General features: G+C 71.5%; 2 protein-coding genes (1 of these 2 only partly in view). Both read left to right on the forward strand.

Annotation, left to right across the window (positions count from 1 at the left end; genetic code table 11):
• A protein-coding gene (locus ACFC1K_RS02265) for a Calx-beta domain-containing protein (RefSeq protein ID WP_375870249.1) crosses the window boundary here: on the forward strand, window positions 1-15,668 show its 3' portion. Its footprint begins 12,253 nt before the window's first position; only the last 15,668 of its 27,921 coding nucleotides appear in the window; its start codon lies beyond the left edge, outside the window; the stop codon is at window positions 15,666-15,668.
• 47 nt (window positions 15,669-15,715) lie between these two features.
• Window positions 15,716-17,143 carry a CCA tRNA nucleotidyltransferase gene (locus ACFC1K_RS02270; protein WP_375870250.1) on the forward strand — a complete coding sequence of 476 codons (1,428 nt, stop codon included), beginning with the start codon at window positions 15,716-15,718 and terminating at the stop codon, window positions 17,141-17,143.
• Window positions 17,144-17,183 lie beyond the last annotated feature (40 nt).

Genomic DNA, 17,183 nt, shown 5'->3' on the forward strand with positions numbered 1-17,183 from the left:
CGGTGCTCACGGACGACGGCGGTGCGGCACAGCCGGTGACCGACCAGATCACGGCCGTCGACGCGCTGAACGACACCGTGACCTTCACCTACCCGGGCATCGCCGAGGGCAGCGTGGTCACGTATCAGGCCACGGGCACCGGAATCCTCGGACTCCACAAGGGCGCGCGCTACACGGTCATCGACACGGGTGTCGCGGGACAGATGCGGCTCGGCGCGATCTTCAACGCCTCTACCGTCGACCCCGCATCCGAGATCATCACGTTCGGATCGGCGCACGGGTTCGTGAGCGGCGACTGCGTCGTCTACGACGCCCGCGGCGGCGCCTCCATCATCGCGAGCGCGGGCGCCACCACCGGCACGTGCGCGCAACCGGGCAGCACCACGTTCTACGTGCGCAGGATCGACGACTATCGCATCAAGCTCATGACGACCGCCGCGGCGGCGACGGCCTCGACCGAGACGCCGCTGGCTCCCGCCGTCACGGACGGGCGCCTGCAGGACGGCACGCTCGGCGCCCTTCCCAACGGCACCGCGGTCCAGTACCACGCGCCGTACGTCGCCGACTTCATCGCCGGGGCGGTCGACGTCACGCTGCACCTCGTCGACAAGCCCGAGGGCGGCGGCCAGGTCTGGGTGCCCGAGACCGCCACGGTGAACGGCAAGACCGTCGTGGCGCACAACAACGGGGCGAACAACATCTTCCTGGGCACCGACCTGACGGCGACCCTGCACACCGGCGACGCGCTCGTCTACTACGGCACCGGCATCGCGGGCCTGGTGAACGGCCGCACCTATTACGCCATCGTGCAGGCGAACGGCCTCATCCAGCTCGCCGACACCCTCTGCCACGCCGTCGGGTGCACGAACGACCCGGCCCAGGCGCTCGCCATCTCGCCCGTCTCCGACGACAGCGCCACGGCCTCCTTGCAGAAGGCGCTGCCCGGCCTGCGCGACGGGCACACCTATTACACGGTGGGCCGCGCGGCCGACGGCTCGAGCGTCGCGCTCGCGGCCACGCTCGGGGGAGCCGCCATCGCCCTCGGCGACGCGGCCGCCGGTCTCCACCGGTTCGGCCTCGTGCAGGTCGACCTCAAGGCGGGTTCCGGCAGCCAGGTCATCTCCGCGCACCTCACCAGCCCGTCGCTGCCGGCCGGCACGCACACGCTCGGCGGCCCGGGCGGCGAGCCGCTCGCCGACCTCGCACCTGCCGCCGGCGATGGCGCGACCGGCGCGACCGTCAACGGCGGATCGGCCGGCATCATCGTGGGCATCGACGTGCCGAGTGCGCGCGTCGACGGCTCTCCCACGGTGAACGCGTTCCTCGGCACCGTCACGGTGCGCGCCGGGCAGTCCGTCCAGGTCGTCGCGTCGAGCCGCACCCGGTCGGTCGCGTACGCGAACAGCGCGGGCGGCGGCGGGGTCGCCGTCGGCGAGGCGCATGCCGACACCGTGTTCGACACCGCCACCACCGACGTGTCGATCGGCACCGGGTCCGACATCGCCGCCGGGGCCGACGTGCTTCTCTCCGCGGCATCCGATCACCGCATTTCGGCGACGGCCTCGTCGAAGGGTGGCGGCGCGATCTCGGCGAAGATCGCCGAGACCACTGCCCGCATCGACAACGACACCACCGCGACGATCGGCGCGAGCGCCGTCATCGTCGCCGGTCACCACGTCATCGTGCGCACCGACCTCGCCACGAACGGGCGGACGCTGTCCGATACCGAGTCGTGGGGCATCGGGGCAGGTGCGGATTCCGACAACACCAACGACGACCGGGGCGTCAGGATCGGATCGAGAACGGATGCCTCGACCTCGCGCGTCGTCGTCGGCACGGGCGTGCGCCTGACCGGTGAGACGGTGAACCTCGACGCGTTCGTATCGCGCATCCTCGCGAACGCGACAGCGAAGGCGCTGGGCGTCAACCCCATCCTGCTCGGCGTCGCCACGGCGTTCGCCAACGCCGAGGTCGACGTCTTCCTCACCGTCGCGGTCGAGATCGCCGGCGGCGGCACGATCATCCGCGGCGACCGCGGCGTCGACCTCAAGGCGCACACCGCGAACATCGTCATCGAGCGCAACGCGATGCGGCTCGCCGTCGCCCTCATCCCGCCGCAGCGCGCCGAGAACAACGGCGAGGGGCGCATCGACACCACCGTCGACACCGCGAAGGGCGCGCTCGTCATCGCGGGAGCCCGCCGCACCGACCCGGCGTCGGGGCTGGATGCCGCAGCCGATCCCGGCCATGTCGCGCTGTACGTGCTCTCCACCAACGCGAGCGTCACCTACCCCGACATGCCCACGGACTCCGACCGCTACCGCGACGACGGCGGCTCGCCGTTCCAGCAGGCGCGCCGGATCGACTGGGATGCCGACGTCATCGTGCTCGGCGGGCTCAACGGCGCGCCGCTGCTGGTCGTCGACGCCGACGGCAGGGTCGTCGCGGTCAACGCGATCACCATCAACGGCGGCCACGCGCCGGTGATCGGTGAGCAGGTCGACCTCGACGGCGACGGCGCCTACGTCATCGACCCGATCCGCAACGACGGCTACGCGAACGTGCTTTTCGAGGCGCCCTGCACGCCCACCGACGAGGTGCTGTGCGAGATCGACAACGGCGACGGGTACGCCTCCAGCGTCGACGGCCGCGCGAGCGACCCGTGGCCGACGTTCGAGTTCCGCGACACGCTCGAGTCGGTGACGATCGTGGACCGCTCCGGAAAGCGGGTCACCATCGGCGGCATCGACGTCGTCAACGCGTTCGGCTCGTGGCCGCTCGTCGTGCTGCGGTCGTCGGGCGGCCCGCTCGACTCGCACGTGACGCTCGAGTTCGACCTGCGCCACGCGGCCGCCCCGAGCGTCGTCGACATCGAGAAGCGCGGCGACGACGACGTGCTGCTGAACGGCCGCATCAACAACCCGGTCGGCCTCACGCGCATCGTGAACCTCTTCGGCGACATCCTGGCGTCGTCGCCGAGCACGATCATCGTGACGAACCTGCTCGACCTCGAAGCGACCCAGGGCTCGATCGGATCGGCAGAGCGCCGCCTCGCCGTCGACCTGGTGCGCTTCACCGCCCGCCCGCGGCTCGACGCCCCCACGGCCTCGGGCCCGCGCGATCCGCGCCTGGCGGCCGTCGCGGGCGTCGACGCGTACCTGAGCCTCCGGGGCGTCGACCGCACCCTGCCCGCGGCCGGACAACCTGCGGTGACGGCGATCGAGGTCACGCTCGACCTGGTGCGCGCCGGCCGCGACGTCGACCTCGAGCTGCGCACCGGCATCCGCCAGGGCGCCGCGGCCCGCACCGCCGACGTGAACGTGGTCGTGCCCGGCGAGCAGTCGATCTGGTCGGTGCAGCGCCCGCACCGCCACCACTTCCGCGGGGTGAACGACGTCAACGGCGCCTACGACCCCGCCCGCGCCGGCGCCTCCGCCTTCGTCGATCCGGCGATCGACCCCGCGGGCGCCGACGTCGAGATCGACAGCGTGTACCGCCTGCTCGCGCGCAACGCCCCGCGCCCGCGCACCGAGGTCACGGTGGGCGGCTCGAGCGACACCATGTTCCTCGCCGAGATCGTCGGCGGCTGGTTCGTGATCTTCGCCGACGCCCCGCTCGCCGCAGGTGCGCCCGGCGTGGTGGGCGGCGACCACCTCCGCATCCGCGACACCGAGGCGCTCGCGAACGGACCCGACGCCGTGGATGCCGGGACCGCGCCGCAGATCGACGTCGTCGGCTTCATCGACCTCAGGGCGCCTTCCGCGGGAGGCACGGGCACCGGCTGGGTCGACGTCGACATCGACGGATCGGTCACACTCGAGGAGGTCCAGGACGACTTCCGCATCGGCCTCATCCGCTCGCGCACGTCCGACGTCGCCCTCATCGCCGCGGTGAACATGCTCGACGGCGACCCGGGCGACGCGGCCACCAACCCGGCCGACCCGCGCGACGTCGAGGGCGTGAACATCGCGCTCACCGCGAAGACCGGCTCGATCGGCACCGAGAGCGACTTCCTCGAGATCAACCTCCTCGACACCGTGGGCCTCGCGCGCACGCCGGTGAGCGGCATCCTGAACGCCACCGCCGCTCTGGGCGTGTACCTGTTCGAGACCATCGGCGACCTGCGCGTCGGACTCGTCACCTCGAACCAGCTCGACACGACCAAGGTCACCGACGTGGCGCTCGTCACGGGCGCCGGCTCGATTCTGGACGGACAGACGGATGCTGCCGCCGACGTGGTCGCCGAGCGCATCGACCTGCGGGCGACCGGTGGCGGCATCGGCGCGTTCCTGGACGACCTCGACGTGAACACCTCGTCGATCACGGGGACGGGCGGACGCCTCTACGCCTCCGCCGACGGGAGCGTGTTCGTCACCGAGACCGACGGCGATCTGCGCCTGCTCGCCGCGACGTCGCGGACCGGTGACGTGCGCGTCACGGTCCCCGACACGAACGGCGTGCGCGGACCCCCGTCGACGGGCACGCAGAACCTCATCCTCCTCGTCAGCGGCACGAGCCTGGTCAGCCAGGCGCAGCCGCGCAGCACGACCCCCGGCGCCGCCGACACCGCGACCACGACGCGCAGCGGCATCTGGGCAGGGCTCGACATCTCCCTCTGGGTGGGCGACGACCTCCTCGCCCCCGCCGGCTCCGACATCGTCGCCGGCCGCACCATCTACATCCATGGCGACGCCGACCGCGGACCCGCGGCCCCGACGGCCACCGATCCCGACCCGCTGGGGACGCCCGTCGCCGCGAACGCCGACACGCACGCGAGCGCGGCCACCGCACCTGCCGGCTTCGGCACGACGATGACGCTCGCCGGACGCCTGGGCGGCGTCTTCGACCTCGACGGCGGAGCGGACCGCACGAACGGCGCGCTGATCTTCGGCCACATCGACGCCGACCACTTCGACTTCGTGGCGACGCTCCTCGGCACCGCGGTGCACGTCTACGGCAGCCAGAACCTGTCGGCGACCGACCGCGCCGTCTGCGCTCCCGGCGTGCTCCAGGTCGGCTGCGGCGACGGCGAGGACGTCTTCCGCGTGCTGGCGCTGCGCACCCCCGACGACCCGGCCGAGCACACCCTCACGCTCGACGGGCAGCAGGGCACCGACTCCTACCGCGTCGAGACGACGACGGATGCCTCGCGCACCTACATCGTCAACCTCCTCGACTCGGGCGCACCCGACGACGGCGCCGACGTGGCGACGATCGTCGGCACCGACGGCGCGGACGTCTTCCTCCTGCGCCGGGTGACCTCGATCCCCGGCGAGAATGCCCACAGCCCCGCGTTCGTCGCCCTCGTGCACGGCACCGTCGAGGGCCTGCGCTCCTCGCCCGCTCTCGGCAGCGGCGTCGAGCGGATCACCTACGACGCCGCGCTCAACGGCCGGCTCAGCGTCGAGTCGGGCCTCGGTGACGACGTCTTCGCCGTCGACGACACCGCGACGACCATCACCCTCGACGCCGGTGCCGGCGACGACGAGTTCCAGATCGGGCAGCTGTACGGCACCCCGCGGGACGCCTCCGCCGGCCTCGCGCCCGCCGACGTCTTCCCGCTCCTCATCCCGACCACGCGCGGCTACCTCAGCCCCGGCGTGAGCGCGTCGCTCGTCGCGCTCGGCGGTGCCGGGAACGACCGGTTCACGGTCTACTCGAACCGCGCCGAGCTGCGACTCGAGGGCGAGGACGGCAACGACCTCTTCGTGGTCCGCGCCTTCGCGCTCGCGCAGACGGATGCCACCGGGCGCATCCTGATGGCGAACGGCGCAGCGGTCCCGGCGATCGGACTCTCGACGGGTCGTCCGCTCGACATCCGCACCGGCGGCGGTGACGACGAGGTGCAGTACACGATGAACGCGCCGGTGTCGGTGGACGGCGGAGCGGGCTACGACAAGCTCGTGATCCTCGGCACCGAGTTCCCCGACGACATCGTGATCACGGCATCCGCGATCTACGGCGCGGGCGTGAGCGTCCGGTACACGACCGTGGAGTCGGTCGAGATCGACGGCCTCGAGGGCGCGGACGAGTTCTTCGTGCAGTCGACCGCCGGCGGCGTCTCGTACCGCGTGATCGGCGGCCTCGGCAGCGACCGCATCAACATCGCCGGCGACATCTCGACCGACATCGTGGTGCGCGACATCGAGGGGGCGAGCGGGTCGGTCGACCACCTCGTCACGTCGGGCGACATCCGCTACGACGGGATCGTCGCGCCCGGCATCGACCTGCACGTCGCGGGCGTGAACGAGGGGCTCGTGGTCATCACGGAGTCCGGCGGCGGCACCTCGGTCAGCGAGGGCGGCGGGTCGACGTCGTTCGACTCGTACACCGTGAAGCTCGCGCGCCAGCCGGTGGGCAAGGTGTACGTCACGGTGTCGGCCGCCTCGCCCGGCGTCGCCGAGCGGCTCGGCGTGAACCCCGGCGACTCCGTGTGGCTCTGCGCCGGCACCGCCGCGCAGTGCGACGACGCGTTCGCCGACTTCCGCCGGCACCTCGTCGAGATGGGCGGCGTCGTCGACCCCGCGCAGCGCGCGGTCGTGCTGGTATTCGAGGGCTCGAACTGGAACGTGCCGCAGACCATCCACGTCTACGCCGTCGACGACCTGCGCGGAGAGGGCGACCGCGTGGTCGCCATCAGCCACACGACGATCGCGACGGACGCCGCCGACATCGCCGCCGGGTTCGACGGTGCGACCGTCCGCAACGTCGAGGCGCTCGTGCGCGACAACGACGTGCCCGGGGTCGTCATCGTCGAGGTCACGCCCGGCACGTCGAACGAGGACCGCTCGACCGTGGTGCTCGAGGGCGCGAACGGCGTCACCGACGAGATCCTCGTGGGTCTGGCCGCACCCGCGGCCGGCACCGTCGTCATCCGGCTCGACCTGCCGGACGGCCGGATCCGCCTCGAGAACTCGGACTCGCGGTTCGATGCCGCGACCCGCACGATCACGTTCGCGGCGGGCGACGTCGTGCCGGTGCGCATCCGCATCGTCGTGATCGACGACGCCACGCGCCAGGACCCCACGTGGGTGCGCCTCATCGCCCATCTGGTGTCGGCACCGGCCGGCTACGCGTTCGCCGACCGCACGCTCTACGCAGACGTTCGCGACGACGACTCCGCAGGCGTCATCGTGACGCAGAGCGGCGGCTCGACGACCGTCGTCCGCGGCGGCACGGGTGACGACTACACGATCCGCCTCACCACGCCGCCGACCGCCGATGTGCATATCGCGATCCTCACCGACGGGCTCACCGACGTCGTCCTCGGCGGCCGCGTCACGATGCGCGCCATCGGCACCGCGGGCGCGGGCCTGTTCAGCGGCGGCGTCACGATCGACCCGGGAACGCGCCGCATCACGCGCACCGACGGCGGCAGCTTCCTCGCGGACGGCTTCCTCGAGGGCATGCGCATCTCGCTCGACGGCGGCGCGACCTCCTACAAGATCGCGGTCATCCGCGGCACGAACGCGACGTTCGACAACGTGATCGAGCTGACCGCCGAAGCCGCGCTGGGCGCGTTCGCCGGCACGATGACGCTGCGCCGGGTGGCAGCATCCATCACCTTCACGGCTGCGAACTGGGCGACGCCGGTCACGGTGTCGCTGCTGGCCGACGCCCTGTTCGACGTGCCGCTCGTGCGCGACGGCGTGAAGACGTTCGCAGCGCAGCCGCACCTGCTGTCGCAGCTGGTGGGTCCGGTCCAGATCGAGGGCGGCACGACGCGGGCCGACCGGTCGCTGCGAGGCGGCATCAAGCTGCCCGGCGAGACCGACGGAGCGCTGCTCGGCATCGGGAACGCGGCATCCGTTCCCGAGGGTCGCAACGTCGACATCCTGAGCATCTACGACGACTCCAGCGTGCAGGACCACGTGCGCACACTCACCTCCACGAGCCTCACCGGGACGGGACTGCCGGCCGGCTTCACCGTCGACGGCGCGACCGCGTTCGGCGAGCCCGCGGTGGTTCCCGGCGGCATTTCGTGGGGCCGTGTCGAGTTCGCGACCGGCGCCGACGGCACCGTGACCGGGATCACGACGGATGCTGCGCTCTCGACGATCGAGGTGCTGAACCTGCTGCTCGGCACGGGCAACGACCGCCTCACGATCACCGGCACGCTGCAGCAGGCGCCCGAGGACGACGGCGACCCGGCCACCATCGTGAACCCGCCCGCCGCGCACGGATCGCTCACCGTCGTGCACGGCGGCGGCAACCAGCTCGTGGGCGGCGTGGTCGGCGGCGACACGATCATCATCACCGGCGGCGGCGGTCCCGCCTCGCCGCTGGTCGTCTACGGCGACACGTCGCAGGACGGCGTCTGGTACTCGGGCCGCCCGGCCGGCCAGGACGCGGGAGACTTCGGCGCACAGCCGTTCGACTCCTTCCCGGGGATCCCCGACGAGGACGAACGCTTCTGGCTGCCGCTGGCGAACCCGTTCGCGCACGCCGGCAACGATGTGATCGACGCGAGCGCGCTGTTCGCCGGGGTGCCCGCCGGCGCCCTGCCCACGGTCGGCGTCGTGATCTACGGCGGCGAGGGCGACGACACGATCATCGGCAGCCAGGCGCACGACTACCTCGCCGGCGGTTCGGGCGACGACCTCATCCTCGGCCAGCGCGGCAGCGACCAGATCTACGGCGACTCGGGCGTGAACGTCGACGTCATCACGCGCCGCCTCGACATCCCGACGGCGAACGCCAGCACGCACCCGATGGCCGACGGCCTCGTCCCCGGAGACGACGAGCTGCACGGCGAAGGGGCGGACAGCGCCGCGGGCGCCGCGGGCGACGACGACGACATCATCCTCGGCGACCACGGCGTCGTGACGCAGGCCGTCACCCTCGAGCGCACCGACCTGCTCGGCGGACCGGTGTTCGTGCGGATCCAGACGGCGCGCCTCGTGACCGTCATCGCGACCGCCGAGCCCACCGCGGGCGGCGACGACGTCATCTCGGGTGACGCGGGCGATGACCGGATCGCCGGCGGCAACGGCGCCGACGCCATCACCGGCGACGCCGGCCGTGACACGATCTTCGGCGACCACGGCCGCATCGAGTACGCCTCGCCCGACGGCCTGCGCCACCTGGTGACGACGACCGACCCGGGGGTGGCGGCCGGCGACGACGTGATCTCGGGCGGCGACGACCGTGACGTCGTCCTGGGCGGCAACGGCGCCGACACGATCCGCGGCGACGCGGAGGCCGACGTCATCCTCGGCGACCACGGTCTCGTGCGCGACGGCGCGACGCCGGCCGCGGCGAACGGCACGTGGGACCTCATCACGACGACCGACCCCAACCAGGGCGCGGGCGACGTCATCTTCGGCGGCACGGCCAACGACGTCATCTTCGGCGGCACGGGCGCCGACACGGTCTCGGGCGACGACGGCAACGACCTCATCTTCGGCGACCACGGCAGAGTCGAGTCCACCGTCCTGTACAACGGTGTGCTCGGCATCTTCCTCGAGCTGCTCCCGCTCAACATGCCGCTCGCCGCGCACCCGTTCCGGTGGACATCGGTCGACACGCTCGCCGCCCACGGCGGCGCGGGCGACCTGCTGCGCGGCAACGCCGGCGAAGACGTCATCATCGGCGGTCAGGGCGCCGACCGCATCACCGGCGGCGACGGCGACGACGACCTCATCGGTGGCCACAACGTCGCGGGCGGCAGTGACGGTGCTGATCCCGCTGGATGGGGCGACGTCATCGACGGCGGTCAGGGCGACGACGCGATCGCCGGCGACAACGCGAACCTGCTGCGCACCGGCGACATCTCGAGCCGGCGGTTCCAGGTGCTCACCGGCAGCGGCATCTACGCGCAGGACACCGGGTGCGCCAACATCGTCAGCGGTGCCGGCGGCGCCTGCGGCACCAACCCGGCGAACTCCTCCGACGACCCGCGCGGCGCCAAGGAGCGCGACGTCGTGCTCTTCGACCACGACACGTCGACACAGCCCGGGCTGTACGCCGGCGACGTGATCGCCGGCGGCGCCGAGGACGACCTCATCTTCGGCCAGCTCGGCGACGACTGGATCCAGGGCGACGGCTCGGCGATCGACGACACCGGCGCGATCACCGTCGATGTGCGCACCACGCGCCAGTCGGCCGAGGACTGGGCGGGACCCGGCCGCGACGGCGACGACTACATCGAGGGCAACGGTGGGAACGACGTCATCTTCGGCGGCCTCGGCCGCGACGACCTCATCGGCGGCAGCTCCGAACTCTTCAGTCTCACGACGGCCGCGCGCCGGCCGGACGGCGCCGACACGATCTTCGGCGGTGCCGGCATCCGTCTCGTCCGCAACAACTACGGCGACCTCGAAGAGGGCGGCCACGCCGCGGACAGCGACGTGATCCTGGGCGACAACGGCAACATCCACCGCCTCGTGCGGATGGTGGCCACCGCGGCGGACGCCGATCCGTACACGCCGGGCACCGCGTTCCTCACCTTCACCTACGACACCTACGCCGGGGCCGTGCGCCTGCTGCCGCGGGCGTACACCTTCCTCGACTACACACAGGGGTCGGGCGCAGGCATCGGCGCGGCCGACGTCGTGCACGGCGAGGACGGCGACGACACGATCCACGGCCAGCTCGGCGACGACGTGCTCTTCGGCGAAGGCCAGGATGACGACATCTACGGCGGCTGGGGCAACGACCGCATCTACGGCGGCACCGGCGTCGACGGCATCATGGGCGACGACGGCAAGCTGCAGACCAGCCGCAACGGCCTCACCGAGCCGCTCAACAACCTGAACACCGCCGACGCGGCCCAGTTCGTGTCGATTCCCGGTCCGTTCACGGGCGCCGAGATCTACATCCTCGGGGAGCTGCTCAAGCGCGCCGACTTCGCCACGTGGATCGACGGTGCGGTCAACCACGACGTGCTCTACGGCGGTCTGGGAGACGACTTCATGCACGGCGGCGAAGGCAGCGACTCGATGTCGGGCGCCGAGGCGATGCAGGAGTTCTACAACCGCGACCTGCGGATCGGGGCGCTCACGCGCCTGGCGACCGAGTTGCCGACGGTCGACACCGACCCGCTGCACTACAACGCCGACACGACGATGTTCGCCGACTACGACGCCGACGATCCGCGGTCGATCATCCCCGGGTTCCTCCTGAACTTCGACGCGTACGTGCTCGACGAGGCGACGGGGCTGCCGATCGACATCGACGGCATGAAGGTCAAGAGCGACGACGGCCGCGACCGCATGTACGGCGACCTGTGGCACGACTGGCTCGTCGGCGGCACGAACTGCGACTGGCTGTTCGGCGGCTTCGGCGACGACCTCCTGCAGCTCGACGACAACCTCGAGACCGCCGGCGGCGCGAACACCGACCCCGAGAACGACGACCCGCGCTTCCGCGACGGCGACTTCGCCTTCGGCGGCGCCGGGCGCGACGTGCTCATCGCCAACACCGCGCAGGACCGCATGTTCGACTGGGGCGGCGAGTTCAACAGCTACCTCGTCCCGTTCAGCCCGTTCGGCTCGCCGACCGTCAACCGCGGCTTCAGCCCGCACATCCGCGACTTCATCCGTGCCCTGTCGGTCGCCGGCGGCTCCGACGAGGGCCCGGGCGTCCCTCCGGGCGAGCCGTTCGACGAGGAGGCGCTCGTCGAGCCGAGCGACGGCCAGCTGTGGAACGACCAGCACGGCGGCCCCCGCGACCCGCAGCCGGGCAACATCGGCGGCACCGGGCGGGACGATGTGGGTGGCCAGAACCTCCACTGCCCGTGCGACCCGCAGACGATCCTCCGCGTCGTGAAGTACGTGAACGGGCAGGATGCGAACGAGTCGGGTCCGACGGTCCCCGTCGGGTCCACCGTGGTCTGGACGTACGAGGTCACCGTCGCGGGCACGATCTCGATCCGCCTCACCCGGCTCCTCGACGACGGCGGCACGCCCGCCGATCCGAGCGACGACTTCGCGCCGGTGTACCTCGGCGGCGACACGAACGGCAACGGGCTCGTCGACCCCGGCGAGATCTGGCGCTTCAGCGCGACCGGCATCGCGCGCGCCGGCCGGTACATGAACGTGGTGACGGCGGAGGGCGTCGGCACGAACGGCCAGGCCCGGCGCGACAGCGACCCCGCCGTGTACATCGGCATCTCGGGCCCCGACGACGTGCTCCTCTTCGTCGAGAAGGCCGTGAACGCCGTAGACCCGCTGCACCCGACCCCCGCCGAGGACGCCGACACCGCGACCGGCCCCCTCGTCACCGCCGGCTCGCAGGTGGTCTTCACCTACCTCGTGACTTCCCTGAACGGCTCGGTCTCGGGCGTGACGCTGATCGACGACAACGGCACACCGGGCAACCCGAACGACGACTTCGCCCCGACCTATGTCTCAGGCGACACCAACCAGAACGGCATCCTGGACCTCGGCGAGATCTGGATCTTCCGCGCCGTGCGCACCGCGATCCTCGGTCAGTACATGAACATCGCGACGGTGCGCGGCACCGGCGCCGGGCGCGCACTGGTGGGCACCGACGCGGCCAACTACTTCGGCATCCCGGTCGACGAGACGGTGCTGTTCGTGGAGAAGGCCGTGAACGCGGTGGATCCGCTGCACCCGACGCTCGCCGAAGACGCCGACTCGCCGACGGGGCCGCGCGTGACGGTCGGGTCGCAGGTGGTCTTCACCTACCTCGTCACCGCCGTCGGCGGCCCGGTCTCGGCGCTCATGCTGCGCGACGACAACGGCACGCCGTTCGAACCGAGCGACGACTTCACGCCCGTGTACGTGTCGGGCGACACGAATGGCGACGGCATCCTCGATCCCGGCGAGATCTGGTACTTCCGGGCCGTCCGGGCGGCGATCCTCGGCCAGTACACGAACGTCGCGACCGCGCGCGGCGCCGCCGGCGACGCGCCGCTGGTGGCCACCGACGCCGCGAACTACTTCGGGGTGCCTGTGGAAGGCACCGAGCTGTTCGTCGAGAAGGCGGTCAACGCCGTCGATCCGCTCCACCCGACGTCGGCCGAGGACGCCGACCTCGCGACCGGGCCCACCCTGATCGTCGGCTCGCAGGTCGTGTTCACGTACCTGGTGTCGGCCGTCGGCGGCCCGGTGTCGAGCGTCACGCTCCGCGATGACAACGGCACACCCGGCGCTCCGAACGACGACTTCACGCCCGTGTTCGTCTCGGGCGACACCAACGGCAACGGCATCCTCGACCTCGGCGAAGTGTGGCTGTACCGCGCGGTCCGCACCGCGGTCCTCGGCCAGTACACCAACATCGCGACGGCGCGGGGAACGGCAGGCGGCGTCAGCATCGACGCCACCGACGTCGCGAACTACCTCGGCATCCCGGTGGGCCTGGTCTCGATCGACAAGGCGGTGAACGCGGCATCCCCGCTCGCGCCGACCGCTCAGGACGACGCCGACACGGCGTTGCTCGCCAAGCCCATCGGCGTCGGCACCGCCGTCGTGTGGACGTATCTGGTGCGCAGCCTCACGACGTCCAGCCTCCATGGCGTCACCGTCGTCGACGACAACGGCACCCCCGACGACGCCAGCGACGACTTCACCGCGGTGTACGTCTCGGGCGACGCCAACGGCAACGGACTGCTCGATCCCGGTGAGGTGTGGCTCTTCACGTCGCTCGGCGTCCGGGTCTTCGCGGCGATCGCGGGGCTCTACGGCAACACCGCGACCGTGACCGCCTACGACCAGGCGAACGCGCCGGCCACGGCACGCGACGCCGCCTACCACTTCGGTGCGATCGCGCTTCCCGAGATCGTGAAGTACGTGAACGGACAGGATGCTGCGACCGCACCCGGCATCGAGCTTCCGGTGGGCGGCCCCGTGACGTGGACGTACGAGGTGCGGAACCTCGGCAACATCGTGCTCGCGGTCACGGTGACAGACGACAACGGCACGCCCGCGAACCCCGCGGACGACTTCGCCCCCGCGTACGTGTCGGGCGACACGAACGGCAACGGGCTGGTCGACCCCGGCGAGGTCTGGCTCTACCGCGCGACAGGGTCCGTGACGGAGGGCGCGTACGTCAACACCGCGACGGTCGTGGGCACCGTACCGGGCACCGCGATCACGGGCCGCGACACCGATGACGCACACCACGTCGGGGTGGTCGTCCCGCCGACCGGCATCGTGGTCGTCAAGCGCGCCAACGGACAGGATGCCGACACCGCCGCCGCGGCCGTGCGCGTGATCCCCGGCTCGACGATCGAGTGGACGTTCGCGGTGCGCCTCATCGACGGCTCGCTGCCGCTGGGGGGCATCGTGCTGGTCGACGATCGCGGCACGGCCGACACCGCCGACGACGTGACGCTGACGCTCGTGAGCGGCGATGTGAACGGCAACGGGATCCTCGAGACGGGCGAGGTCTGGCTCTACCGCTGGACGACGATCGCGACCGCCGGCGCCTTCCGCAACGTCGCGACCGTCGTCGGCGCCGACCGGTTCGGTCGCGTCTTCACCGACGACGACCCGGCGCACGTCTACGGCGCCGTCGTCGGGATCGACGTCGAGAAGGCGATCAATGCGGTCGACCCATGGCACCCGAACGGACTCGAGGACGCCGACACGAGCGGCCCGCAGCTGCTCGCCGGCAACGCCGTCGTGTGGACCTACCTGGTGCGCAACACCGGTAACACGCCGATCTCGGTGAGCCTCGTCGACGACAACGGCACGCCGGGCAACGCTGCCGACGACTTCGCGCCGACTTTCGTCGGCGGCGACACCAACGGCAACGGGCTGCTCGACCCCGACGAGATCTGGCTGTACAGCTACAGCAGCACGGTCCGCACCGTCGACTACACGAACACCGCGACCGCGACCGGCACCGAGGCAGTCACCGGGCAGACAGCGACCGACCGCGACGTCGCCGCGTACCGCGCCGTGGCCGCGGGCGCCGCCGAGGGCCACACGCCCGGCTTCTGGAAGACGAACGCGACCAACTGGGCTGCTATCGCGTGGCCGCGGCTGCCCGACGGCTCGCTGCTGTACCGCCCCGACCAGACCGTCGGCAGTGTGTTCACAGCGGCCACCGGCTCTTACGCGTCGCAGACGCTGCTGCAGGCGCTGAGCGCGGGCGGCGGTGGTGTGACGGCCCTGCTGCGCCACGCGGTGTCGGCCCTGCTGTCGTCGGCGCACCCGGAGATCCCCTACCCCTACACGACGGCCCAGGTCATCGCCCGCGTGAACGCTGCGCTCTCCGGCGGCAGCAACGCCCAGATCAACGCCCTCGCCGCCGAGCTCGACCGCTACAACAACTACGGCTCCGATCTCGACCAGCACGGCGTCGGCACCGGTACGCGGCTGGCCGACCCGGTGGAGCCCGCGGCGCCGGCGACCCTTCCCACCCTGAGCATCTCCGACACGTCGGTGACGGAAGGCAGCAAGGGATCCGGCACCACCGCGAGCCTCAAGATCACGCTGTCCGCAGCATCCACCGTCGACATCACCGTGACCGTCTCGGTGATCGGGGGCACCGCGACCGGCGGCACCGACTACAAGGGGGCGACGACGATCACCCTCACGATCAAGGCCGGGCAGACGTCGGGGACGTTCTCGCTCACGATCGTGGCCGACAAGGCGGACGAGGCGAACGAGACGATCATCGTCGGGCTGAGCAACGTGAGCGGCGGCGCGACCATCGCCGACGGCACCGGGGTGATCACGATCGTCGACGACGACTGACGCGCCCCGTCTCGGAGGGTCCCGTTCGCGCGGATAGGCTCGATGTCATGCTCAACATGGCCGAGGGCATCGCGCGCCTCGGCGCGCTCGCCGAGTCCCCCGTCGTCTCCACGCTCGCCCGTGCCTTCTCCGACGCAGGCTTCGACCTCGCGATCGTGGGCGGCCCGGTGCGCGATGCGCTCCTCGGCCGGCCGACGAACGACCTCGACTTCACGACGAGCGCGCGCCCCGACGACATCCTCAAGATCGTCAAGCCCATCTCGTCCGCGCAGTGGGACATCGGCCGCGCGTTCGGCACGATCGGCGCCCGCGTCCACGGCGAGCAGGTCGAGATCACGACGTATCGCGCCGACAGCTACGACGGCGTCACCCGCAAGCCCACCGTCGAGTTCGGAGACACGATCGAGGGCGACCTCGTGCGCCGGGACTTCACGGTCAACGCGATGGCGCTGCGGATACCCGGGCAGACGCTGGTCGATCCCACCGGCGGTGTCGAAGACCTCGTCCGCGGCGTCCTGCGCACCCCGACCGACCCCGCGGTGAGCTTCGGCGACGATCCGCTCCGGATGCTGCGCGCCGCCCGCTTCGCATCGCAGCTCGGCGTCGCCGTCGACCCCGCCACCGAGGCCGCGATGGAAGAGCTCCGCGCGACGCTCGAGATCGTGAGCCCCGAGCGCATCCAGGGCGAGCTCGTGAAGCTGCTCGCGACCGACGACCCGGTGCGAGGCATCCGCCTGCTCGTCGAGACGGGACTCATGGCCGAGTTCCTGCCCGAGATCCCCGCGCTGCAGCTCGAGGTCGATGAGCACCACCATCACAAGGACGTCTACGAGCACTCCCTCACGGTGCTGCGGCAGGCGATCCAGCTCGAGAAGAGCCGGAATCCGGATGCTGCTGCCGACGTCGCCCTGCGGCTCGCGTCGCTGCTGCACGACATCGGCAAGCCGGCGACCCGCCGGCTCGAGCCGGGCGGCGGCGTCACGTTCTACCACCACGACCTCAAGGGCGCGCGGCTGGCGCGCAAGCGCCTGCAGGAGCTGCGCTTCGACTCGGCGACCATCGCCACCGTGAGCCGGCTCATCGAGCTGCACCTGCGCTTCTTCGGGTACTCCGAGGGTGCCTGGACCGACTCGGCGGTGCGCCGGTACGTCCGCGACGCCGATGCCGAGCTCGATCGCCTGCACATCCTCACGCGCGCCGACGTCACGACCCGCAACGTCAAGAAGGCCACGCGCCTCGCGCGCGCCTACGACGACATCGAGCGCCGCATCAGCGAGCTCGCGGCGCAGGAGCAGCTCGACGCGATGCGCCCCGAGCTCGACGGCAACCGCATCCAGGAGGTGCTGGGCCTGAAGCCCGGCCGCGAGGTGGGCGAGGCGTACAAGTTCCTCCTCGACCTGCGCCTCGACGAGGGCGTGGTCGGCGAGGAAGAGGCAGAGCGGCGCCTGCGGGAGTGGTGGGCCGCGCGCGCCTGATCCCGTTCAGCTACGGATCCGCCGCTCCGCCACCTCGCGC

Origin of the sequence: Microbacterium sp. NPDC056057, from assembly GCF_042266945.1 — a bacterium.
Lineage (GTDB): Bacteria > Actinomycetota > Actinomycetes > Actinomycetales > Microbacteriaceae > Microbacterium > Microbacterium trichothecenolyticum_C.

Bases quoted from the DNA above. Each gene is read 5' to 3' on its own strand.
- ACFC1K_RS02270 (WP_375870250.1), top strand. From the start codon at position 15,716: ATGCTCAACATGGCCGAGGGCATCGCGCGCCTCGGCGCGCTCGCCGAG.